Origin of the sequence: Serinicoccus sp. CNJ-927 (genome assembly GCF_001942435.1) — a bacterium.
Lineage (GTDB): Bacteria > Actinomycetota > Actinomycetes > Actinomycetales > Dermatophilaceae > Ornithinicoccus > Ornithinicoccus marinus.
The window spans coordinates 63,145-85,068 of record NZ_MKKF01000011.1; the positions used below are offsets into that span (position 1 = coordinate 63,145).

Genomic DNA, 21,924 nt, shown 5'->3' on the forward strand with positions numbered 1-21,924 from the left:
TTCGCGCCGCATCCTGTTGGCGGCGCAAGGTCTCATCAAGGAGAAGAAAATGGCACAGCGTGTGCAGGTCATCCTCGTCGATGACCTCAGTGGCGGGGAGGCGAGCCAGACCGTGGAGTTCGCCCTCGACGGGGTTCACTACGAAATCGACCTCAGTGACGAGAATGCTGCGAAGCTGCGTGAGGACTTCGCCTCGTGGATCGGTCAGGCGCGTCGTTCCGGCGGTCGTCGGCAGACCCGCCGCAAGGGCTCGTCCGCCACGAGCGGTCGCAGCGACGAGCTCGCGAAGGTCCGTGAGTGGGGCCGGGAGAACGGCTTCCAGGTGAGCTCGCGCGGCCGTGTGTCGCAAGAGCTGCAGGACGCCTACGCGGCGGCCCACTGACAGCAGCGTCTGCCCCCGGGCGGACCTGGACGGGGCCGGCACCCAGGAGGGGGCCGGCCCCGTCGTCGTTCTCGAATCCCCACCGAGCGCCGTGAATGGTTGGCTCGGGTCCCACCGAGCGTCGTGCATGGTTGCCCTCACGCCTCGTGGAGGCTGACCTGGGTGAGCTCCTCGTCGCCGTCCGCCGCGGCCTCGACCTCGTCCCACTCGCGGGGGAGGGCGATCTGAGGGCGTTCGCGTCCTCGGAGCGACCACGGGCAGATCGTCGTCTTGGCCCCGTTGTTCTGGCTCCAGTCGAGGAAGACCTTGCCGGGTCGGACCGCCTTGGTCATGCGCGCCGTCACCAGGTCGGGGTGCTGCTCGGCGAGGCTCTCGGCCAGCGCCTTGGTCACCGCGGAGACCTCGTCCGAGCTGCGGGTGCCCTCGAGTGCGGCATACAGCTGCATCCCCTTGGACCCGCTCGTGACCGGGCGGGCCTCCAGGCCCACCCCGGCCAGCCGGTCGCGCACGAGCACGGCGACCCTCGCGCACTCGGGGAGCCCGGCACCGGGCCCGGGGTCGAGATCGATGACGAGCCGGTCCGGGTGCTGCGGCACGCCGTCCTCGTCCAGCCGCCACTGCGGCACGTGCAGCTCCAGGCTGCCGAGGTTGACGAGGTAGACGAGGTCGGCCAGATCCGTGACGAGGGGGAAGGTCAGGTGGGTGTGCCCGCGCGAGGACCCTGGGGTCGGCACGACGACCCGTGGCAGCCAGTCGGGAGCCCCGGAGGGGAGGTTCTTCTCGAAGAAGTGTGCCTGCGCGACTCCCTCCGGCCAGCGGATCCGGGTGACCGGCCGATCGGCCAGCTCGGGCAGGAGCTGCTCGGCGTGGGTGACGTAGTAGGTGAGGACCTCCCCCTTGGTCGTGCCCGTCGCGGGATAGAGGACCTTGTCGAGGTTGCTGACCTTGAGCGTGCGTCCGGCGACGCTCACCTGCTGGCTGCTCACGTCAGCTCCTCCTGCACCAGGTCCTCCGGGGTGAGGTCGGCCCGGACCCCCTGGAAGGAGGGTTGTCGCAGCCGGTCGGCCTCGCTCAGCCCGAGCGAGGCCACCTCCACGACCACCCGGGGCTCCAGCCAGGTCGACCCGCGGGCCTCCACCGCGGGGATCGGCGCGTCGAAGGGGTATGCCGCCCGCGGCACCGCCGCGAGCAGCCGCTGCAGCTGCTCGCCCGCGCGCCCGGCCAGCCCGCTGCCGACCCGACCCCGGTAGCGCAGGAGCAGGCTCCCGTCGTCGGCGCGCACGGGCATACCGTCGGGACCGGGGACGGGAAGACCCACGTGCACCGCGCCGAGCCGTCCCGGCCGCCCGGTCTCGGGTCGCCACCCCCCGACGACCACCGAGCGGCGGGCCCGGTGCGGGAACTTCACCCAGTCGGCGCTGCGCTGCCCCGCCCGGTATGCCGCCGTCCGCCGCTTGCTGACGACCCCCTCCAGCCGCTGCTCCCGGGTCGCGGCCAGCAGCATGGCCCCGTCGTCGTAGACCGGCGAGACCGAGACCTGGGTCTGCGGCACGTCGTCGAGCAGCTCCTCCAGCGCCTGCCGCCGCGCGCTCCACGGGAGCGAGGTGAGGTCGAGACCGTCGACGCGGAGCAGGTCGAAGGCGACGTAGGTCGCCGGACGGGTGCTCGCGAGCCGGCGGGCCGCGGCGGTGGTCGAGGTGTGCACCCGCTCGACGACCTGGCCGAAGGACGGGCGGCCGTCGACGAGCACGACGGCCTCCCCGTCGAGCAGCAGGTCGTCGGCGATCCCGACCAGCCCGGTGAGCTCGGGGAAGGCGACGGCGATGTCGCGCTCGCCGCGCGTGGTCAGCCGCAACGTCCCCCCCTGGACGTCGGCGAGCAGCCGGATGCCGTCCCACTTGATCTCGTGCACCCAGTCCGGACCGGGCGGCGGACCGACCCGGGTCTCCCCCGGGGTGGCGAGCATGGGGCGCATGGGTCCATCCTGGGGTGCGTGAGAGCGATCTGGAAGGGTGCCGTCTCGTTCGGCCTGGTCAACGTGCCCGTGCGGCTCTACTCGGCGACCGAGAACCACGACCTCAGCTTCCATCAGGTGCGGCGCAGTGACGGCAGCCGTATCCGCTACAAGCGGGTGGCCCAGGCCGACGGCGAGGAGGTCGCCTACAAGGACATCGCCAAGGCCTACGAGACCGATGACGGCAAGACCGTCGTGCTCACCGACGAGGACCTCGCCAGCCTGCCCAACCGCAGCAGCAAGGAGATCTCGGTCGAGCGCTTCGTCCCGCGCGAGCAGATCGACCCGATCCTGTTCGACAAGGCCTACTTCCTGGAGCCGGACGCCATGGGGGCGAAGGCCTACGGCCTGCTGCGCGAGGCGCTGCGGGAGTCCGACCGGGTCGCCGTGGTGACCGTCTCGGTGCGCAGTCGCATGACCATGGCCGTCCTGCGCGTGCGCGAGGACGACGACGCGATCGTGCTGCAGACCTTGCTCTGGCCGGACGAGATCCGGGCCTCCGAGCAGCTGGACCACCTCGACGAGGTGAGCGAGCCGAAGAAGGACGAGGTCGCCATGGCCCGGATGCTCGTCGACTCCATGTCCGGCGACTTCGAGCCCGAGGGGCACGTCGACGACTTCAAGGAGGCCGTGGACGCCCTGGTCGAGAAGAAGATCAGCGGCGGCGAGGTCACCGAGAGCCCGGACGAGGAGGACGAGGCCGACTCCGGCGAGGTCGTCGACCTGCTCGCCGCGCTGCAGCGCTCGGTGGACCGGGCCAAGAAGGGGCGCGGCTCCGACTCCGGCGCCGGATCCTCCGACGACGGGGGCAGCTCGGCCACGAAGGGCGGCTCCTCCTCGAAGACCTCGACCAAGAAGGGTTCGACGAAGAAGTCGACCAGCACGAAGTCGAGCTCGTCCAAGCGGTCGACGACCAAGAAGGCCGGCTGAGCGACCCGGTCACGGGGACCTGTCGCCAGGCGCGTCCCGGACCCGCACCCGAGCCGGTCAAGGCGTCACGGTCTGCTCGGCCGCCTCCTCGCGGGCCTGCTTCGGGCTGCAGCCGACGCCCTGGTCCAGCTTCTGGGCGATGGAGGTGAGGGTGGAGCGCAGCGGCTCGCGCAGGTCGTCCTCGCGGTCGACGAGGATCTCCGCGGTGAGGCTGTAGGGCTCTGGTGATCCGGAGCCCTGCGCTCCGCACAGGGTGAGGCCCACCCCGACCGTCGGGGACAGGTAGGACTCACCGAGGTAGTCCGGGCCAGGCGCCATGCCCTCGGTCGCCTCGACGAGCGACCGGGCGGTCTCGCGGCCCTCCTCACCGACCTCGACGCTCACCCGCACCAGCGGCGTCTGGCCGTCGTAGGCCTCGCACACCCACCGGGTCTCGTCGTCGGCGACCATCACCTCCCGCGGCTCGGTGAGCTCGTCGCCGGCGAGGGCGCGCAGGGACTGCGGGCTGACGTCCTCGCAGAGCCAGCCGTTGCTGCCCGAGCCGTCGGTGGCTGCCGCGTCCTGCTCGGCGGGGGCCGAGGTCTCGGTGCCGGGCTCCTCGGTGGGCTCGGAGGTGCAGGCGGCCAGGACGGCGACGAGCAGGAGCGAGGCGAGGCGGGTCAGGTGACGGCGGCGCATGGCCGCATCGTAGGTCGGCTCCGGGCGGCATTCCGCCGGGGGCGAACACGGAACATCGGCCGTGGATCTCGGCGTTGATCCGGATCAGACGCACGTAGAGTGGGTATACGCCCACAGTGGAGGAGAAAAGCATGTTCGAACGGTTCACCGACCGGGCTCGACGTGTGGTGGTGCTCGCGCAGGAAGAGGCGCGCATGCTCAACCACAACTACATCGGCACCGAGCACCTGCTGCTGGGCCTGATCCACGAGGGTGAGGGCGTGGCCGCCAAGGCGCTGGAGTCGCTGGACATCTCGCTGGACGCGGTGCGCCAGCAGGTGCAGGAGATCATCGGCCAGGGGCAGAACAGCCCGACCGGCCACATCCCGTTCACCCCGCGGGCCAAGAAGGTCCTCGAGCTCTCGCTGCGCGAGGGACTCCAGCTGGGGCACAACTACATCGGCACCGAGCACCTGCTGCTCGGCCTCATCCGTGAGGGTGAGGGCGTGGCTGCGCAGGTGCTGGTCAAGCTGGGCGCCGACCTCAACCGGGTCCGTCAGCAGGTCATCACGCTGCTCTCGGGCTACCAGGGCAAGGAGTCGGCGACCGCCGGCGTCGGCGCCGGCAGCCAGCAGGAGGGCCAGCAGTCCGGCTCGCTGGTGCTGGACCAGTTCGGCCGCAACCTGACCCAGGCCGCCCGTGAGGGCAAGCTCGACCCGGTGATCGGGCGCGAGCAGGAGATCGAGCGGGTCATGCAGGTGCTGTCCCGCCGCACGAAGAACAACCCCGTCCTCATCGGCGAGCCCGGCGTCGGCAAGACCGCCGTCGTCGAGGGTCTGGCCCAGGACATCGTGCGCGGCGACGTGCCGGAGACGCTCAAGGAGAAGCAGCTCTACACGCTCGACCTCGGTGCCCTGGTGGCCGGCTCGCGCTACCGCGGTGACTTCGAGGAGCGGCTCAAGAAGGTCCTCAAGGAGATCCGCACCCGGGGCGACATCATCCTGTTCATCGACGAGATCCACACCCTCGTCGGGGCGGGTGCGGCCGAGGGCGCGATCGACGCCGCCAGCATCCTCAAGCCGATGCTGGCCCGTGGCGAGCTGCAGACCATCGGCGCCACGACCCTCGACGAGTACCGCAAGCACATCGAGAAGGACGCCGCCCTCGAGCGCCGTTTCCAGCCCATCCAGGTCGCCGAGCCGACGCTCAAGCACGCCATCGAGATCCTCAAGGGGCTGCGCGACCGCTACGAGGCGCACCACCGGGTGACCATCACCGACAGCGCGCTGGTCGCCGCCACGTCCATGGCGGACCGCTACATCAACGACCGCTTCCTGCCGGACAAGGCGATCGACCTGATCGACGAGGCCGGGGCCCGGTTGCGCATCCGTCGGATGACCGCGCCGCCGGACCTGCGCGACTTCGACGAGAAGATCGCGCACGCCAAGCGTGAGAAGGAGTCGGCCATCGACGGCCAGGACTTCGAGAAGGCGGCCCGGCTGCGCGACGAGGAGCACAAGCTCACGCAGGCGCGTGCCGAGCGGGAGAAGGAGTGGAAGAACGGTGACATGGACGTCGTCGCCGAGGTCGACGAGGAGCTCATCGCCGAGGTGCTGGCTGCGGCGACCGGCATCCCGGTCTTCAAGCTGAGCGAGGAGGAGTCCTCCAGGCTGCTCAACATGGAGGACGAGCTGCACAAGCGGATCATCGGCATGAACGACGCCATCAAGGCGCTGTCGCAGGCCATCCGCCGCACCCGCGCCGGCCTCAAGGACCCCCGCCGCCCCGGTGGGTCGTTCATCTTCGCCGGACCGACCGGTGTCGGCAAGACCGAGCTGGCCAAGACGCTCGCCGAGTTCCTCTTCGGTGACGAGGACAGCCTCATCACGCTCGACATGTCGGAGTACTCCGAGAAGCACACCGTCTCGCGGATGTTCGGCTCGCCCCCCGGCTACGTCGGGTACGAAGAGGGTGGCCAGCTGACCGAGAAGGTGCGGCGCAAGCCGTTCTCGGTGGTGCTCTTCGACGAGATCGAGAAGGCGCACCCGGACATCTTCAACAGCCTGCTGCAGATCCTCGAGGACGGTCGCCTGACCGATTCCCAGGGTCGGGTGGTCGACTTCAAGAACACCGTCATCATCATGACCACCAACCTCGGCACCCGCGACATCGCCAAGGGCGTCTCGCTCGGCTTCTCCGCCGGCTCGGACACCCAGAGCGACTACGACCGGATGAAGAACAAGGTCACCGACGAGCTCAAGCAGCACTTCCGGCCCGAGTTCCTCAACCGCGTGGACGACACCATCGTCTTCCCGCAGCTGTCGCAGGAGGAGATCGTGCAGATCGTCGACCTCATGGTCGCCGGCCTCGACGAGCGCCTCAAGGACAAGGACATGGCGATCGAGCTCACCTCGGCCGCCAAGGAGCTCCTGGCCAAGCGCGGCTACGACCCGGTGCTCGGCGCCCGGCCGCTGCGCAGGGCCATCCAGCGCGAGATCGAGGACCAGCTCTCGGAGAAGATCCTCTTCGGCGAGCTGGGCACCGGTCAGATCGTCATCGTGGACGTCGAGGACCCGGTCGGCGAGGGCAAGAACCGCGACAAGGTCTTCACCTTCCGCGGGCAGGACAAGCCGTCCGAGGTGCCCGACACGGTGCCGGTGGAGGAGCAGGCCGGCTGACCCCCGGCTGACCCACCCGAACGGGCGGGGCGTGGTGCACGACGTGCGCCGCGTCCCGCCCGTTCTGCGTCTGGGAAAGGTATGCCGATGACCCTCTCCTGACGCATTTCACAGGTGCCACTCAGACACGCCGAGTTCACTCAGATCACGTGCTCGGAGGGGCGCCCGAGAACGGTGTGAAAAGCGAGAAAAATGCTGGTCATCGAACTACACCTATGTGATATCCGGGCTGACCTGCATCAACCCTGAGAGCGTGTGAGCAACATCACGAACTACACGCTTGTCATGCCCCCGGGAAATGCACTCATGGGGGTGGGGGTGGGGTTGCGTCGCAGGTCAGGGGTGGGTTTCATTGCTCCTGGCCCACCTGAGGGTCGTCCCAGAAACACCGGTCTCCGCACCCTGCCGGATACCTCTGCGTCCTGCCCCGCCACACACGTACGGATCACTGATGACCCTGAGCACCCGTCGCCTGTCGCGCACCATGATCGCCGTGACCGCCGCCACCGCCCCGGTGGTGTCGCTCGCGCCCGCGGCCCACGCCGCGCCCTCCGGCACCCCGCAGCTGCCGCAGCAGCCGCTGTTGCCGGCCACGCCGACCACCCCGGTCGCGACCCCCCGGGTCCTCCCGACCCCCGCCCCGACCTCGACCGTCACGATGACCGTCAACGCCGCTGCCGGCGTCAACGCCCGCAGCGGCCCGTCGACCTCCTACGGCATCGTGGGCGGCTACCGCAACGGGGCCAAGCTCACCGGCACGCTCACCTCCAACAACTGGCTCAAGGTCGGCAACAACACGTTCGTCGCCGCCTGGAACCTCACCCGGTCCTCCGGCAGCAACCCTGGTGGCGGTGGCGGCGGTGGCGGGAGCGCCGAGCGGGTCACGCAGTGGATGGAGGCCTCGGTCGGCAACGTGCGCTCGGGCCCCGGCCTGGGCAACCCGGTCGTCACCACGATGCGCAAGGGCACGAAGGTGACGGGCACCTGGACCAGCAATGGCTGGCTCAACATCGGCGGCGGGAAGTACATCGCCGGCTCGATCCTCACCGGCACCAACCCCGGCGGTGGCGGCGGTGGCGGGAGCCAGCGCGTGACGCAGTGGATGGAGGCGTCGATCGGCAACGTGCGCTCGGGCCCGGGTCTGGGTCACCCGGTCGTCACCACGATGCGCAAGGGCACGAAGGTGACGGGCACCTGGACCAGCAACGGCTGGCTCAACATCGGCGGCGGGAAGTACATCGCCGGCTCGATCCTCACCGGCACCAACCCCGGCGGCGGTGGTGGCGGTGGCGAGCAGCCGGACCCCGCCCCGAACGAGGTGACCCGGTGGGTCAGCGCCGCGTCGGCGAACGTGCGCTCCGGCCCCTCGACGTCATACTCCGTCGTCGGCAGCATGTCGCGCGGCACCGAGGTCACCGGCACGCTCACCAGCAACGGCTGGCTGAAGATGTCGGGGTCGCAGTACATGGCGGGCTCGGTGCTCACCGCGAGCAACCCCGGCGGTGGCGGCGGTGGTGGTGGCGGCGCCGAGCCGGCTCCCGCCCCGGCCCCCTCGACCACCCGCCAGGAGATCCTCGACACCGCCGCGCAGTACATCGGCACCCCGTACAAGTGGGGCGGCAACAGCCCGCAGGAGGGCTTCGACTGCTCCGGGTACACGAAGTACGTCTTCGCCGAGGTGGGTCTGACCCTCCCGCGCACAGCGGCGATGCAACAGGCGGCCACCACCCCGGTGAGCAACCCGCAGCCCGGTGACCTGGTCTTCCACGGCTCCCCGGCCTACCACGTGGGCATCTACGCCGGCGACGGCATGATGTACGACACCGGTCGGCCCGGCGTCCCCACGCAGTATCGCGCGATCTTCAGCGGGGTGTCCGGCTACGGGCGCGTCGACGGGGTCGGCTGAGCCGCCGCGGTGCCGGTGACGGCGCCGGGGGTGCACTAGCATCCTCGGTATGCCCACCGACCTCCCCTCCTCCTCGCCTGCCCCGGAGGTGGCCCTGCGGCCGGTCTTCCTGGGCACCGACCCCGGCACCTACGGGCTCGCGCGGGCGCTGCACGAGAAGTACGGCGTGCGCACGACGATCGTCTCGCGCGGGCAGACCGGTCCCATCGCGAACTCCCGCATCCTCGACAACGTCGAGGCGGGGGAGAACACGGACCGGGCACAGCTGCTCCGGACGCTGCTGGACGAGGGGCGGGCGTCCCGGGAGCGGGAGCCGGACGTGGCGCTGCTGCTGGGCTGCAACTCGGACTCGCACACCGAGCTGATCGCCGAGCACGCCGAGGAGCTCAGCGCGTACTTCGCCTTCCCGCGGATGTCGTCGCAGACCCTGGAGCAGATCGCCGACAAGCAGAGCTTCGGGCAGATCTGCGAGCGCCTCGGCCTGCCGACGCCGCGCACGGTCGTGGTGCCCTTCGCCGAGGCCGACGACCCGACGTGGGAGCCCGACCCGATCGACATCTCCTTCCCCGTCGTCGCCAAGCCCGCCAACAGCGCCCACTTCGAGCACCTGCGCTTCCCGGGGGCGCAGAAGGTGTGGTTCCTGCAGACCCCGGACGAGTGGGACGACCTGGTCCGGACGCTGCGGGACGGTGGGGTGCGGCAGGACTTCCTCGTGCAGGAGCACATCCCCGGTGACGACACCCACCAGCTCTCGATCGTCGCCTACGTCGACCGCACCGGGCGGATGACCGCGTGCGCGACCGCGCAGGTCCTGCTCGGCGAGCACGACCCCACGACGATCGGCAACCCGATCGCCATGATCACCACCCCGATGCACGACCTCATGGACGCGGCGGAGCAGATCCTGGGCGCGGTGGACTACTGGGGCTTCGCCAACATCGACGCCAAGCGCGACCCCCGGACCGGGACGATCCACTACATGGAGGTCAACCCGCGGATGGGGCGCAACAGCTTCTACGCGACGGCTGCGGGTGCCGACCTCGCCGGTGCCGTGGTCGACGACCTCGTCCGGGGCGTCGAGCGGGAGCCGGTCCGCGGCACCGAGGAGGTGCTCTACAGCATCGTCAGCCCGCTGGTCCTGCCCTACTACGTCCGGGACGCCGCGCTGCGCCGGCGGGTGCTGGCCGCAGCACGCCGCAAGGTCGTCCACCCGTTGCTCTACGAACGCGGCAACTGGCGACGCCGCGCCTACGTCGCGGCGAACCGGCTCAACCACGCCAAGAAGCTGGCGACGTTCTACCGTCGCCCGTCGGCCTCCGGCTTCTGAGCAGCGCTCAGTAGAACGTCGCGCCGGAGCGGCCGCGGGACACGACCTTCGCGGTGGCGCGGTGCCCGATCCGCTGCCACAGGGCATACCGGCGGGGGCGGACGACGAGGTCGTAGGTGCCGACGAAGTCGGTGACCTCCTTGGCGAAGCTCCGCTTGAACTCGCCGATGCCGAAGTAGGGGTCGTCGCGGTCGTCCACCTTGGTGGAGTGCGGGGTCCCGGCCATGTCGTAGGTCGTGGCCCCCTGGCTCTGCGCCCACTGCATCGCCGCCCACTGGAGCGCGTGGCTGCCGCCGCGGACCGGGCGCTCGCGGACGCTCGCGCCGTCGCGGTAGCAGGCGACGTGACCGACCACGGTGACGAAGGCCCCGGCGACGTCGCGCCCCTCGTGCTGGGCGAGGAAGACGCGGCCCAGGCCGGCGTCGCAGAAGGTGCGCCACATGGCGACCTGGTAGTCGTGCCCCCGCGGGGTGATGCCCTGGTCCTGCACCACCTCCATCCACAGGGTCCACATGCGCTCGTAGGTCGACTCTTCCAGCGGGGCGGCCTCGGCGACCACGCCCTGCTTGATCCCGCGGCGGATGGTGTTGCGCGTCTTGGACGGGAAGCGGGCCATGAGGTCGTCGGGGGTGCCGGTGACGTCGACGAAGACGGTGTTCTTGTTGGTCTGGATCCGGCCGGAGGGCAGCAGACCCAGACGGTCCAGGCCGGCGAGGGTCTCCGGGCTCTCGACGATCTCGGGCTCGAGCTTGACGAGGAAGACGCCCTCGCGGTGGGCTGCCTCGCGCAGCGGCGGCAGCAGCGGCTCGAGCTGCTCGAGGGTGGCCACGCCCGGGCCCTTGGGGAGGTACCAGACCTTGCCGAAGCCGGGGGCCCGCCGCTCGTGCACGGTGACCGGGAAGCCGTCGATGTCGGCATACCGGGGCGTCCACCCCATCATGGTTTTGACCTGCGCGAACTCCGGCGTCTGGAACATCGAGGGCTGGCCCGGCGTCGCCAGCAGGCGCTCGCGCCACGCGGCGTTGGACTGCGGTTCCACCCAGGTCAGCGTCATACCGGGATCGTAACGGCTGGCCCTGCCCGCTCCCGGGGGGAACACGGGTGCCCGGGAAGCCCGGGCGACCTCGGCGATGAGTCCGGGCCGCCGGGGTGGTCCACCTCCTCATGGATACCGCGAACGACCCGACCGACAGCGTGCGCCCCGTCGTGGGGATGTACTCCTTCTTCAGCACCGACCCGCGCCGCCTGGCCGAGTTCTGGGCCGGGCTGCAGGGCCCGGCCGGTCGACCCTGGCAGGTCGCCCAGTGCCCACGCCACCGTCACCGGCAAGGCGAGGGCGGCCACGCCGGCGACGATGACCTGACTCGCCCTGCGGCGTCGGTGGGCACGTGCCGCAACCCGCGTCGTCGCGCTGGCATCGAGCCGGAGGCCAGGAGGGGAGGGTGCTGCACCGAGCTCGGCCCGGATGCGCTCTTCCGCGTCGATCGTCATGACATGACCTCCTCGTCGGCGAGATGCTCGCGCAGGCGGGCAGGTCCTGCGCGGCATGCACGTCGCCGGTGAGGAACCAGCCGATACGCAGCAGCTCGGGGCTCGCCTGCTCGACGAACGCGGTGAACTCGCGATCGCGGGCTCGGCCCCGCGTGGTCTCGCGGCTCTCCCTGCGGCCTCGTGCCACGGCATACCTCCTCGGCTGGTTCACCCTCTCCTACCCTGACCGGCCCGGAAAGGTTGCCTGCGGCGGGCTCCGGCCTCGCGCGTCCCGCCGACAGGCCGGACTCGAACGGCTGCAGCGTTCACGTGAACGCCAAGGCCGTTCGGGTCGGGCGTGTCGCCGGGACGGATCGGCTCAGGTGCCGGGCAGGCGGTAGCGGTCGTCCGCGAGCGGCTCGACCAGGCCCTCGGCGACGAGGGCGTCAAGGCAGCGGTCGCGCTGCAGGTCGTCCTGCTGCCAGGCGGCGCGGAGGAGCTCGCCGGGCACCGGCCCGTCGGCGGACCGCAGGACCTGCAGGAGTGTGCCGCGGCACTGCCGGTCGGTGCCGGCCCAGGCCTGCCCGCGCCGGGCGGGCCCGTCGTGCGCGGGTGACCCGGCGAGCCGCCAGGCGCAGAGGTCGGCGACGGGGCACTCACCGCAGCGGGGAGCGCGGGCGGTGCACACCAGTGCCCCGAGCTCCATGACGGCGACGTTCCACGTCGCGGCCTCGGCGTCGTCCGGCGGCAGCAGCCTGGTGGCGAGCTCCACCTCGGCCCGGGTGAGGGAGGGGGTGGGCAGGGCGGTCCCGATCACGGCGCGGGCGTGCACCCGCCGGACGTTGGTGTCGACCACGGTGGCGCGCCGCCCGAAGGCGAAGGCGGCGACCGCCGCGGCGGTGTAGTCGCCGATGCCCGGCAGGGTGCGCAGCGTCGCCTCCTCGGAGGGCACCTCGCCGCCGTGCTCGTCCCGGATGGCCGTCGCGGCGGAGTGCAGCCGCAGCGCCGCCGGGGGTAGCCGAGGCGTCCCCACTCCCGCACCGCCGTGCCGCTCGGCTGCGCGGCCAGGTCGGCGGGCGTCGGCCAGGCCGTCATCCACCGCTCCCACACCGGCAGGACGCGCGCCACCGGTGTCTGCTGCAGCATGACCTCGGACACCAGGACCCCCCAGGGTGTCCGCTCAGGCCGCCGCCAGGGCAGGTCGCGCTGGTGCGCGGCATACCACCCCAGGACGCGGTCGTGCAGGACCTCGGTGCCGGCCGCGGTCACGTCAGACGTAGCGCTCGAGGATCGAGCTCTCGGCCAGCCGCGACAGCCCCTCGCGCACCGCGCGGGCCCGCGCCTCGCCGACACCGTCGACCTGCATGAGGTCCTCCAGCCCGGCGGAGAGCAGCTGCTGGAAGCTGCCGAAGTGCGTGACCAGCCGGTCGACGATCGCCCCCGGCAGCCGGGGGATGCGGTGGAGCAGCCGGTAGCCGGAGGGGCTGAGCTGCTGGTGGTCCATCCCGTCGCCGACGACGGTGATGCCCAGGCACCGGGCGACGGCGCTGAGGTCGAGCAGCTCGGTGCTGTCGAGGGCTGCCAGCGCCGCCTGGACCTGTGCCGGGTCACGACCGGCCTCGGCGGCGCCGATGTAGTCGCGGACGACCAGCTCGCGCTCCCGGTCCACCCCGCCGGTCATCTCCTCCAGCTGCAGCCCGATGAGACGGCCGTCGACCCCGAGCTCCACGACGTACTGCTCGATCTCGGCGCTGATCCGCCGGACCATCTCCAGCCGCTGCAGGACCTGGGCGAGGTCCCGCACCGTCACCAGGTCCTCGATCTCCAGCGCGGACAGGTTGGCGCCGACCTCGTCGAGCCGGGCCCGGTAGCGCTCCAGCGTCTGCAGCGCCTGGTTGGCCTGACCCTGCAGCTGGCCGCGGTCCTCGAGCACGTGCCGGATGCTGCCGACGTAGAGCGCGATGATCGACATCGACTGGCTCACCGAGATGACCGGGTAGCCGGTCTGCTTGGCGGTCCGCTCGGCCGTCCGGTGACGGGTGCCGCTCTCCCGGGTCTCGATGGTCCGGTCCGGCGCCAGCTGGGTCGCGGCGCGCACGATCCTGGTGCCGTCGCGGGTGAGCACGATGCCGCCGTCCATCTTGGCCAGCTCGCGCAGCCGGGTGGCGGAGAACTCGACGTCCAGCTCGAAGCCGCCGGTGCTGATGGAGTCGACGACCCGGTCGCTGCCCAGGACGATGAGTGCGCCGGTGCGTCCGCGCAGGATGCGCTCGAGACCGTCGCGCAGGTCCGTGCCGGGGGAGACGGCGCCCAGGGTCACGCGCAGCAGCTCCTCGTCGCTGCGTTCCGACATGCTCGCCTCCCTGACCGGTCCCTCTCCGTCCGGAGCCGCCCCGCGGCGTGCCCGGTGCCGCCGATCCTAGGCGCCGCGTGCGCGGGCACCCCGACCCGGCGCAGATCTTTACAGATTCTTGATCAGCGCGTTGTCACGTCCATCCCCCTGGCGGGCGGTGGCGCTCGCGGCTGCCAGCACGAGGGCGACCGCATCGCTGAGCGTGGCGAGCTCGTGGACCCGCATCGACGCGGGCGGTCGGCCCTCGGTCAGCGACCCGACGGGGATGACCGCCTCGGTGAAGCCGATGCGTGCGGCCTCCGCCAACCGCCGCGGCGCGCCGGTCACCGGGCGCAGGTCGCCGGAGAGCCCCACCTCGCCGACGGCGATCGTGCTCACCGGCAGCGCCAGGTCGGCCTTGGCGCTGGTCAGCGCCAGGGCCAGCGCCAGGTCCGCCGCCGGCTCGGACAACCGCACCCCGCCCACCGTCGCGGCGTAGCAGTCGTCCTTGCCGAGCGGGACGCCACCGCGCTGACCCAGCACCGCCAGGACCATGGCCAGCCGGGACGCGTCGAGGCCGCTGGTCGTCCGCCGCGGCGACCCGGCGGCCGCCTCGCTGACCAGCGCCTGGACCTCGGCGACCAGGGGCCGTCGCCCCTCGAGGGTGACGGTGACGCAGGTGCCGGGGACAGGGCGGTCGCGGCTGGAGAGGAAGAGCCCGCTGGGGTCGGCCAGGCCGACGATGCCGGAGTCGCCCAGGTCGAAGCAGCCCACCTCGTCGGTCGGACCGAAGCGGTTCTTCACCGCGCGCACCAGGCGCAGCCGGCTGTGCCGCTCGCCCTCGAAGGCGACGACGACGTCGACGAGGTGCTCCAGGACCCGCGGCCCCGCGATGCCGCCGTCCTTGGTGACGTGGCCGATGAGGACGGCTGCCGTGCCGCGTGTCTTGGCCGCCTGGATCAGCGCCGAGGCCACCTCGCGCACCTGGCTGACGTTGCCCGGTGCCCCCTCGACGTCGGCGCTCGCGACCGTCTGCACGGAGTCGACGACCAGCAGCTCGGGATCGGTCTGCTCGATCTGCCCCAGGATCGTCGCCAGGTCGGTCTCGGCGGCGAGGAAGAGGGTGTCGGCGACCGCGCCGATACGCTCCGCCCGCAGCTTGACCTGGGCCGCGGACTCCTCGCCGGAGACGTAGAGGACCGAGGTCCCCTCCCGCGCCGCCCGGGCCGCGACGTCCAGCGCCAGGGTCGACTTGCCGATGCCGGGCTCGCCCGCCATGAGCACGACGGCCCCGGGGACGATGCCCCCGCCCAGCACCCGGTCGAACTCGCCCACCCCGGTCGAGCGGGCCTGGGCGGCGTCCGCGTCGACCGTGCGGATCGGCACCGCGGGGCGGGTCGGTGACACCGCGCTGGTGCGCACCGTGGTGCGCCCGCCGACCTCGGAGACCGTGCCCCAGGCCTGGCACTCGGGGCAGCGCCCCACCCACTTCACGCCCTGCCAGCCGCACTCGGTGCACCGGTATGCCGCTCTGCTCGCCTTCGCCACCGTGCCAGGGTAGGTGCGGGCACCGACAGCCCTGGCTCGCGGTGGCTCCCAGCCTCACCGGGGTAGGGCATCATGGCCGCCATGCGCCTGGGTGTCATCGACGTCGGATCGAACACGGTCCACCTCCTCGTGGTCGACGCCCAGCCCGGCGGGCACCCCACCCCGGACTACTCGCACAAGGTGGAGCTGCGGCTCGCCGAGCACCTCACGCCGCAGGGGGACATCAGCGACGAGGGCGCCCGGACCCTGGCGGGCTTCGTCACCGACTGCGTCGAGGTCGCCGAGAGCCGAGGCGCCACCGAGCTGCTGCCCTTCGCGACCAGCGCCATCCGCGAGGCCGGCAATACCGAGGAGGTGCTCGCCCTGGTGCGCGAGACCTCCGGGGTGGAGCTCGACATCCTGCCGGGGGAGGAGGAGGCCCGCGCCACCTTCCTCGCCGTGCGCCGCTGGTTCGGCTGGTCCGCGGGGCGGCTGCTCAACGTCGACATCGGGGGCGGCTCGCTGGAGCTGGCGGCGGGGCTGGACGAGCACCCGGACGCCGCCATCTCGCTGCCGCTGGGGGCAGGGCGGCTCAGCCGCGCCCTCGAGCACGACCCGCCGGAGCGCTCCGAGGTCAAGGCGCTGCGCAAGCACATCCGCTCCGAGATCGCGACGGCCCAGCCCGCGCTGACCAAGGTCGGGACACCCCAGCTCGTGGCGGGCAGCAGCAAGACGGTGCGCTCGCTGGCCCGTGCCTGCGGTGCCGCACCGAGGGGTGAGGGGCTCTACGTGCCGCGGGTGCTCCGCTTCGCGGACCTGGCCGAGCTGACGCCGCGGCTGCTGACGATGACGGCGGCGCAGCGGGCCGAGCTCCCCGGTGTCTCGGCCTCCCGAGCCCGGCAGCTCGCGGCCGGCGCGCTCGTGCTGGAGGCCGTGCTGGAGCTCAGCGGGGTCGACGAGCTGGCGGTCAGCCCGTGGGCGCTGCGCGAAGGTCTCATCCTGCGCTTCCTGGACGGGCTGTCCCGATGAGCGACCACATCCCGGTCCACCTGTCGACCTCGTCGGTCTACCCAGAGAACGCCGCCTACGCCTTCGACCTGGCGCAGCGGCTGGGCTACGACGGCGTGGAGATCATGGTCTGGACCGACCCGGTGACCCAGGAGGCGGGCGCGCTGCGCGCCCTCGCCCGGCTGCACGACCTGACCATCGGCGCGATCCACGCCCCCACCCTGCTGCTGGCGCAGCGGCTCTGGGGGTGGGAGCCGTGGGGCAAGATCGAGCGGGCGCTCGACCTGGCGCGCGACACCGACGCCCAGTGCGTCGTCGTCCACCCGCCGTTCCGCTGGCAGCGGGGGTATGCCGAGGCTTCGTCGCCGGGGTCCGGGAGCGGCAGGAGCGCTGGGGCATACCGATCGCCGTGGAGAACATGTTTCCCTGGCGCACCGGTGCCTCCGCGATGCAGGCCTACCTGCCCGGCCCCGACCCGCGCGACTTCCCCTACAGCGACGTCACCTTCGACGTCAGCCACGCCGCGACGGCGGGCGAGGACGCGCTGGACATGGTCCGCGACCTCGGGGACCGGGTCCGGCACGTCCACCTGGGCGACTCCTTCGGGTCCTTCAAGGACGAGCATCTCGTGCCCGGCCGTGGTGACCAGCGGTGCCAGGAGGTGCTGGAGCACCTCGTCGCCACCGGCTTCGGCGGCGTCGTCAGCCTGGAGGTGGGGACCCGCAAGATGAAGCCTTCGGAGCGGGAGGAGGCGCCGGCCGAGTCGCTCGCCTTCGCCCGCCGGCACCTGGGTCAGCACGACCTGCCAGGTGCTCTCCCGGCGTGAGCGCACCAGTGCTCCGGGCGTAGCCTGTCGCCCATGGAGCTCGCCGACCTCAACCCCTCCGCCCTCATGCGCCAGACCCTGCTGGGCATGAGCCGCAACACCACGCTGCGCCAGGTGATCGAGCAGGCGCCGGTCAGCCGGGACGTCGTCCAGCGCTTCGTCGCGGGCGACGCCACCGCCGACGCCGTGCGGGTCTCGGCCGACCTCGTCGACACCCGCCGCCAGGTGACGATCGACTACCTCGGCGAGGACACGCAGGACCCGGAGCAGGCGGCCGCCACCCGCGACACCTACCTGGAGCTGCTCTCCGCGCTCTCCGACGCCGGGCTCACCCAGGACGGCGCGGTCGAGGTCAGCCTCAAGCTCTCCGCGCTGGGCCAGTTCCTCGGCCGGGACGGGCACGCCATCGCGCTGGACAACGCCCGGGCCATCTGCCAGGCGGCCGCCAACTCCGGCACGACGGTGACCCTCGACATGGAGGACCACACGACGACCGACCCCACCCTGGCTGCGCTGGCCGAGCTGCGCCAGGACTGGCCCTGGGTGGGCGTGGCGCTGCAGGCCTACCTGCACCGGACCGAGCAGGACTGCCGCGACCTCGCGGGCGAGGGCTCCCGGGTGCGGCTGTGCAAGGGCGCCTACAAGCAGCCGGAGTCGGTCGCCTTCCAGGACAAGGAGGACGTGGACAAGTCCTACGTCCGCTGCCTGAAGATCCTGATGCAGGGCCCGGGCTACCCGATGATCGCCACGCACGACCCGAGGCTGGTGGAGATCGCCACGGTGCTCGCCGACAAGGCACAGCGTCAGGCTGACTCCTACGAGTTCCAGATGCTGCTGGGCATCCGGCCCGACGAGCAGCGCCGGCTCGCCGGGGCCGGTTCCCGGATGCGGGTCTACCTCCCCTACGGCGAGGACTGGTACGGCTACCTCGTGCGGCGGATGGCCGAGCGCCCGGCCAACCTCACCTTCTTCCTGCGCGGCCTGGCGACCAAGGGCTGATTCCTGTGACGATCGCGCTCCTCGGCGCCGGGGTCATGGGGGGCACCCTGGCCGCGGCGCTCGTCCGGTCCGGGCAGCGCCCGGACGAGCTCGTCCTCAGCGACAAGGTGACCGCGCGCGCCGAGCAGGTCGCCGGGCAGCACGGCACCCGGTATGCCCCTCCGGCCGAGGCCGTCGAGGTCGCCGACGTGGTGGTGCTCGCCGTCAAGCCGCAAGACATGGCGGCCCTCGTCGAGGAGGTGCACGACCACGTCCGCCCGGGCACACTCGTCGTCTCCATCGCGGCCGGGATCACCACCGACTTCCTCGAGCGGCGGCTGCCCGAGGGGACCTCGGTGGTCCGTGTCATGCCCAACACCCCCGCCCTGGTGGACCAGGGCATGTCCGCGATGAGCCCCGGGCGGCACTGCACCGACGAGCACGTGGAGCGGGCCCGTCACCTCATGGAGCACGTCGGCCGGGTCGTCGTGCTGGACGAGGGGCACCAGGACGCCGTCACCGCCATCAGCGGCAGCGGTCCGTCCTACATCTTCTACGTCGTCGAGGCGATGATCGAGGCCGGTGTGCTGCTCGGGCTGCCCCGGGACACGGCCACCGAGCTCGTCACGCAGACGTTGTATGGTGCCGCCACGATGATCCGCGAGACGGGGACCCACCCCACGGTCTTGCGGGAGCAGGTCTCCAGCCCCGGTGGCACGAGCGTCGCCGCCCTGCGGGCCCTGGAGGACCACAAGGTCAGGGCCGCCTTCCTCACGGCGATGGAGGCGGCCGCCAGAAGGTCGCACGAGCTGTCCCCGCGCGAGGACTGAGCACCCGGGTGCCCGATCACCCACTGTTCACCTCGCTCGAGCCAGCACCGACGACCCGTGTGAAAGAGTAGGGAGCATGAGCGAGATCCACGTGCGCGTCCTCGACCCGGATGAGTGGCCGTCCTACAAGGACGTGCGTCTGCGGGCGCTGCGTGAGTCTCCCGAGGCCTTCGTCGCCTCCGCCGAGGAGGAGGAGGCCTTCCCGGACTCCCGCTGGCAGGAGCGGATGGAGCGCTCCCGGCGCCTCCTCGCGCAGGACGGCGACGAGGTCGTCGGCGTCGTCAGCGTCGGCACCGGACATCGCACCAACATCCCCGGCGCCGGTGAGCTCTTCGGACTGTGGGTGGCGCCCGCCCGCCGCGGCTCCGGCGTGGCCCGTCGGCTGCTCGAGAAGGCCGCCAAGGTCGGTCGAGAGGTCGGTCTGCGCCAGCTCGTCTACTGGGTGGGCACCGACAACGGGCGCGCCGTCGCCTTCGCCTCGAGCTTCGGCTTCCGCCCCACCGACGACCGTCGTCCCATGCGCATCCGTGGCGTGGACGAGGAGGACGCGGAGTCGGAGGAGATGATGATGGTCTACCCGCTGGGTGACGCCGCTGGGGTTCCCACCTCGCTCTGAGCGCACCGTGGTCTAGCGTGAGCCCATGACGGGCTCCTGGGTGATGTGGGACGAGCGCTACACCGACTACGACTTCGGCCCCGGTCACCCGATGCACCCGAGCCGGCTCGACCTCACGCATCGCCTCGCAGGGTCGCTGGGACTCCTGGACCACGCCGACGTGGAGATCCACGGCGCCCGGCACGCCAGCCACGACGAGCTGCTCTCGGTGCACACCCCCGACCTCCTCGAGGCGGTGCGGGCCGCCTCGGAGGACCCCCGTGCCGCGACCGGACGTCACGGCGTCGGCACGGAGGACACGCCCGCCTTCGCCGGTATGCACGAGGCCACGTCGTTGGCCGTCGGCGCGACCGTCGAGGCGTGCCGGGCCGTCTGGTCCGGGCGGGTGCGGCGCGCCTGCAACATCGCCGGCGGCCTGCACCACGCCATGCCGCAGGCGGCCTCGGGATTCTGCGTCTACAACGACATCGCCGTGGGCATCCAGCACCTGCTGGACGCGGGGGCCGAGCGGGTGCTCTACCTCGACCTCGACGTCCACCACGGCGACGGGGTGGAGCGGTGCTTCTGGAACGAGCCGCGGGTGATGACGGTCTCGATGCACGAGACCGGCCGGGCGCTCTTCCCCGGCACCGGCTTCCCCGGTGACACCGGCGGGCCGAAGGCGCCGGACTCGGCGGTCAACATCGCCCTGCCCCCGGGCACCGGGGACGAGGGGTGGCTGCGGGCCTACCAGGCCGTGGTGCCGACCCTCGCCCGCGCCTTCGATCCCCAGATCGTCGTGAGCCAGCACGGCTGCGACTGCCACTACGCCGACCCGCTGGCCCACCTGTCGGTCTCCATGGAGGCGCTCGCGGTCGCCTACGGGTGGGTGCGGGAGCTGGCCGACGACCTGGCCGAGGGCAGGTGGGTCGCGCTCGGTGGGGGAGGGTATGAGCTGGTCGAGGTGGTGCCACGGGCGTGGACGCACCTCATCGGCGTGGTCACCGGGCGGCCGGTGGACCCCGCCACGGCGGTGCCGGAGGAGTGGCGGCGGCACGTCGAGGAGATGTACGGCGTGACCGCGCCGCGGTCCATGGGGGATCGTGAGGGGCGGGAGATCCGCTACGGCCGCTGGGACGAGGGCCACGACCTCGACGAGCCGGTGGACGCCGCGATCATGGCGACCCGCCGGGCGAGTCTGCCGGGCTGGGGCTGGACCCGTACTTCGACTGAGACCCTCCGGCTGCCCCTCCGGACCCGCCGGACAACTCCAGGCCCGTGCATCCCGTTGACACCACCCCGCGTGTCGCGCTGGACTTTTTGGTCCCACGACTTTCGCAAGCACCACATCTGCCCCTAGTGTTGGCCCGACAACCACGCAGGCCGCTCGCCGGAGGGGAAGCCGTGCGCGCTGCCTGCACAGAAGTTCAAGAGACGGGATGCGTCCGATGGCAGATGAGCGCCAGCTCGCCGAGATGACGTTCATGACCGTGGCCGAGGTGGCTGCCGTCATGCGCGTGTCCAAGATGACCGTGTACCGGCTGGTGCACTCGGGCGAGCTGCCCGCGGTGCGGGTCGGACGGTCCTTCCGGGTGCCCGAGAAGGCGGTGCACGCCTACCTCGAGGACTCCTACCACGGCACTGCCTGACGCGTCCGACCGCCGTGGCCGGCGTCCCCGGCGACGGCCCTGCAGCCGACCTGCGTGACCGGGTCGCTTTGGGGCACGGCGCTGCGCCGCGCTAGGCTGACCGGGCCGTGCCCCGCCCCGCGTCCGCACGACGCAGGCCGGCGGAGGCACCATCAGGACCGACGACGACGAAGGATGGCCCCATGGGCTCAGTGATCAAGAAGCGCCGCAAGCGGATGGCCAAGAAGAAGCACCGCAAGCTGCTGCGCAAGACGCGTCACCAGCGTCGCAACAAGAAGTGAGGTCGTCGGCCACCGGCCGATGACGATCCGACCACGGCGCCCGTCCCGCCACAGGGAGGGCGCCGTCGTCGTCCCCGGAGACGACGCCGAGCGTGGCGAGGGAAGGACCAGGTATGCCGTGGTGGAGACGGGAGCGCACCCCGGGCGCCGAGCCCCGCGTCGAGATGCTCTCCCGGCCTGGCTGCCACCTGTGCGACCAGATGCTCGCGGTGGCCCGGGAGCAGGTCGACGAGGTCCGGGTCCGGGACATCGACGCCGAGCGTGCCGCGGGGGACATGGACCAGCAGGAGCACGACCGGTGGAGCACCGAGGTGCCTGTCCTGATCGTGGACGGCGAGCCGGTCGCACGCTGGCGGCTCGAGCCCGGCGAGCTACGGCTCGCGCTGTCCCGTGGGCGTCGGCGCGGGTCGGGGCGCTGAGCCCGGACCTCGGCGCCGTTTTGGTGGAACGAGGGGTGCGAGCCTACAGTTGAAGGGTCCGCGCCGACCGCTCGGCGAGGGTCTGATATAAGCCCCTCCCGTCGCCGGCGCCACC

The 21,924-nt window shown here is 71.9% G+C and carries 19 protein-coding genes and 2 pseudogenes; 14 read left to right on the forward strand and 7 right to left on the reverse strand.

All coding sequences use genetic code 11. The annotated features are described in order from the left end of the window. Nucleotides 1-49 precede the first annotated feature (49 nt). Nucleotides 50-382, forward strand: a complete 333-nt coding sequence (locus BJF86_RS04270) for a histone-like nucleoid-structuring protein Lsr2 (protein ID WP_022925479.1) — start codon at nucleotides 50-52, stop codon at nucleotides 380-382. A 137-nt stretch (nucleotides 383-519) separates the two neighbouring features. On the opposite strand, the gene ligD (BJF86_RS04275) is transcribed toward BJF86_RS04270, so the two are convergent. Both ligD (BJF86_RS04275) and ligD (BJF86_RS04280) read right to left on the reverse strand, forming a co-directional pair. Then, entirely contained in the window at nucleotides 520-1,368 is an 849-nt protein-coding gene (ligD, locus tag BJF86_RS04275; RefSeq protein ID WP_075817111.1) for a non-homologous end-joining DNA ligase, read from the reverse strand. Continuing rightward, complete coding sequence (ligD, locus tag BJF86_RS04280) at nucleotides 1,365-2,357, reverse strand: non-homologous end-joining DNA ligase (protein WP_075817112.1); 993 nt, start codon at nucleotides 2,355-2,357, stop codon at nucleotides 1,365-1,367. Before ligD (BJF86_RS04280) ends, ligD (BJF86_RS04275) begins: the two co-directional genes overlap by 4 nt. Nucleotides 2,358-2,375: 18 nt before the next feature. Here ligD (BJF86_RS04280) and BJF86_RS04285 point away from each other — a divergent pair, with 18 nt between their 5' ends. Continuing rightward, complete coding sequence (locus BJF86_RS04285; RefSeq protein WP_075817113.1) at nucleotides 2,376-3,326, forward strand: Ku protein; 951 nt, start codon at nucleotides 2,376-2,378, stop codon at nucleotides 3,324-3,326. Nucleotides 3,327-3,383: 57 nt separating this feature from the next. On the opposite strand, the gene BJF86_RS04290 is transcribed toward BJF86_RS04285, so the two are convergent. After that, a complete protein-coding gene (locus tag BJF86_RS04290; protein ID WP_075817114.1) occupies nucleotides 3,384-4,004 on the reverse strand; it encodes a hypothetical protein in 621 nt (206 codons plus the stop codon). Between the two features lie 131 nt (nucleotides 4,005-4,135). On the opposite strand from BJF86_RS04290, the gene BJF86_RS04295 reads away from it, so the two are divergent. The 3 genes from BJF86_RS04295 to BJF86_RS04305 all read left to right on the forward strand — a co-directional run bounded on the left by BJF86_RS04295 (nucleotide 4,136) and on the right by BJF86_RS04305 (nucleotide 9,894). Continuing rightward, nucleotides 4,136-6,661 (forward strand): ATP-dependent Clp protease ATP-binding subunit, encoded by a 2,526-nt coding sequence (locus BJF86_RS04295; RefSeq protein ID WP_075817115.1) that lies wholly within the window; start codon nucleotides 4,136-4,138, stop codon nucleotides 6,659-6,661. Nucleotides 6,662-7,112: 451 nt separating this feature from the next. Then, the gene (locus tag BJF86_RS04300; RefSeq protein ID WP_075817116.1) at nucleotides 7,113-8,567 is read left to right on the forward strand and encodes an SH3 domain-containing protein; all 1,455 of its coding nucleotides are present in this window, start codon (nucleotides 7,113-7,115) and stop codon (nucleotides 8,565-8,567) included. Between the two features lie 49 nt (nucleotides 8,568-8,616). Next, nucleotides 8,617-9,894, forward strand: coding sequence for a hypothetical protein (locus BJF86_RS04305; RefSeq protein ID WP_075817117.1), 1,278 nt, complete (start codon nucleotides 8,617-8,619; stop codon nucleotides 9,892-9,894). Between the two features lie 7 nt (nucleotides 9,895-9,901). Here BJF86_RS04305 and BJF86_RS04310 read toward each other — a convergent pair whose 3' ends face one another. From BJF86_RS04310 to radA, 4 genes and pseudogenes are all read right to left on the reverse strand, one after another. After that, nucleotides 9,902-10,948 (reverse strand): lipid II:glycine glycyltransferase FemX, encoded by a 1,047-nt coding sequence (locus BJF86_RS04310; protein ID WP_075817118.1) that lies wholly within the window; start codon nucleotides 10,946-10,948, stop codon nucleotides 9,902-9,904. Nucleotides 10,949-11,743: 795 nt separating this feature from the next. Beyond that, nucleotides 11,744-12,633: pseudogene (locus BJF86_RS04315) on the reverse strand (A/G-specific adenine glycosylase). 1 nt (nucleotide 12,634) lies between these two features. Further along, a complete protein-coding gene (disA, locus tag BJF86_RS04320; protein WP_075817119.1) occupies nucleotides 12,635-13,717 on the reverse strand; it encodes a DNA integrity scanning diadenylate cyclase DisA in 1,083 nt (360 codons plus the stop codon). A gap of 108 nt (nucleotides 13,718-13,825) precedes the next feature. Continuing rightward, nucleotides 13,826-15,244, reverse strand: a complete 1,419-nt coding sequence (gene radA / locus BJF86_RS04325; RefSeq protein ID WP_075817120.1) for a DNA repair protein RadA — start codon at nucleotides 15,242-15,244, stop codon at nucleotides 13,826-13,828. 81 nt (nucleotides 15,245-15,325) lie between these two features. On the opposite strand from radA, the gene BJF86_RS04330 reads away from it, so the two are divergent. The 9 genes and pseudogenes from BJF86_RS04330 to BJF86_RS04370 all read left to right on the forward strand — a co-directional run bounded on the left by BJF86_RS04330 (nucleotide 15,326) and on the right by BJF86_RS04370 (nucleotide 21,809). Further along, nucleotides 15,326-16,252, forward strand: coding sequence for a Ppx/GppA phosphatase family protein (locus BJF86_RS04330; protein ID WP_075817361.1), 927 nt, complete (start codon nucleotides 15,326-15,328; stop codon nucleotides 16,250-16,252). Then, nucleotides 16,249-17,057, forward strand: a pseudogene (locus BJF86_RS04335) (sugar phosphate isomerase/epimerase family protein). The gene BJF86_RS04330 and the pseudogene BJF86_RS04335 overlap by 4 nt, the downstream one beginning before the upstream one ends. Nucleotides 17,058-17,090: 33 nt before the next feature. Beyond that, complete coding sequence (locus tag BJF86_RS04340; RefSeq protein ID WP_075817121.1) at nucleotides 17,091-18,056, forward strand: proline dehydrogenase family protein; 966 nt, start codon at nucleotides 17,091-17,093, stop codon at nucleotides 18,054-18,056. A gap of 5 nt (nucleotides 18,057-18,061) precedes the next feature. Beyond that, complete coding sequence (proC, locus tag BJF86_RS04345) at nucleotides 18,062-18,865, forward strand: pyrroline-5-carboxylate reductase (RefSeq protein ID WP_075817122.1); 804 nt, start codon at nucleotides 18,062-18,064, stop codon at nucleotides 18,863-18,865. Nucleotides 18,866-18,941: 76 nt separating this feature from the next. Further along, nucleotides 18,942-19,481 carry a GNAT family N-acetyltransferase gene (locus tag BJF86_RS04350; RefSeq protein ID WP_075817123.1) on the forward strand — a complete coding sequence of 180 codons (540 nt, stop codon included), beginning with the start codon at nucleotides 18,942-18,944 and terminating at the stop codon, nucleotides 19,479-19,481. Nucleotides 19,482-19,506: 25 nt separating this feature from the next. Beyond that, nucleotides 19,507-20,820: an acetoin utilization protein AcuC gene (locus BJF86_RS04355; protein ID WP_202817315.1), complete on the forward strand. Its 1,314-nt coding sequence runs from the start codon at nucleotides 19,507-19,509 to the stop codon at nucleotides 20,818-20,820. A 79-nt stretch (nucleotides 20,821-20,899) separates the two neighbouring features. Then, nucleotides 20,900-21,109: an excisionase family DNA-binding protein gene (locus BJF86_RS04360; protein ID WP_022925497.1), complete on the forward strand. Its 210-nt coding sequence runs from the start codon at nucleotides 20,900-20,902 to the stop codon at nucleotides 21,107-21,109. 182 nt (nucleotides 21,110-21,291) lie between these two features. Next, nucleotides 21,292-21,390, forward strand: coding sequence for a 30S ribosomal protein bS22 (locus tag BJF86_RS04365; protein ID WP_003792170.1), 99 nt, complete (start codon nucleotides 21,292-21,294; stop codon nucleotides 21,388-21,390). 113 nt (nucleotides 21,391-21,503) lie between these two features. Continuing rightward, a complete protein-coding gene (locus tag BJF86_RS04370; RefSeq protein WP_075817124.1) occupies nucleotides 21,504-21,809 on the forward strand; it encodes a glutaredoxin family protein in 306 nt (101 codons plus the stop codon). The last annotated feature ends 115 nt before the right edge of the window (nucleotides 21,810-21,924 follow it).

Coding starts and splice junctions, on each gene's coding strand:
- BJF86_RS04270 (WP_022925479.1), top strand. CDS start 50: ATGGCACAGCGTGTGCAGGTCATCCTCGTCGATGACCTCAGTGGCGGG.
- ligD (WP_075817112.1), bottom strand. CDS start 2,357: ATGCGCCCCATGCTCGCCACCCCGGGGGAGACCCGGGTCGGTCCGCCG.
- BJF86_RS04290 (WP_075817114.1), bottom strand. CDS start 4,004: ATGCGCCGCCGTCACCTGACCCGCCTCGCCTCGCTCCTGCTCGTCGCC.
- BJF86_RS04295 (WP_075817115.1), top strand. CDS start 4,136: ATGTTCGAACGGTTCACCGACCGGGCTCGACGTGTGGTGGTGCTCGCG.
- BJF86_RS04300 (WP_075817116.1), top strand. CDS start 7,113: ATGACCCTGAGCACCCGTCGCCTGTCGCGCACCATGATCGCCGTGACC.
- BJF86_RS04305 (WP_075817117.1), top strand. CDS start 8,617: ATGCCCACCGACCTCCCCTCCTCCTCGCCTGCCCCGGAGGTGGCCCTG.
- BJF86_RS04310 (WP_075817118.1), bottom strand. CDS start 10,948: ATGACGCTGACCTGGGTGGAACCGCAGTCCAACGCCGCGTGGCGCGAG.
- disA (WP_075817119.1), bottom strand. CDS start 13,717: ATGTCGGAACGCAGCGACGAGGAGCTGCTGCGCGTGACCCTGGGCGCC.
- BJF86_RS04330 (WP_075817361.1), top strand. CDS start 15,326: ATGCGCCTGGGTGTCATCGACGTCGGATCGAACACGGTCCACCTCCTC.
- BJF86_RS04340 (WP_075817121.1), top strand. CDS start 17,091: ATGGAGCTCGCCGACCTCAACCCCTCCGCCCTCATGCGCCAGACCCTG.
- BJF86_RS04350 (WP_075817123.1), top strand. CDS start 18,942: ATGAGCGAGATCCACGTGCGCGTCCTCGACCCGGATGAGTGGCCGTCC.
- BJF86_RS04355 (WP_202817315.1), top strand. CDS start 19,507: ATGACGGGCTCCTGGGTGATGTGGGACGAGCGCTACACCGACTACGAC.
- BJF86_RS04360 (WP_022925497.1), top strand. CDS start 20,900: ATGCGTCCGATGGCAGATGAGCGCCAGCTCGCCGAGATGACGTTCATG.
- BJF86_RS04365 (WP_003792170.1), top strand. CDS start 21,292: ATGGGCTCAGTGATCAAGAAGCGCCGCAAGCGGATGGCCAAGAAGAAG.
- BJF86_RS04370 (WP_075817124.1), top strand. CDS start 21,504: ATGCCGTGGTGGAGACGGGAGCGCACCCCGGGCGCCGAGCCCCGCGTC.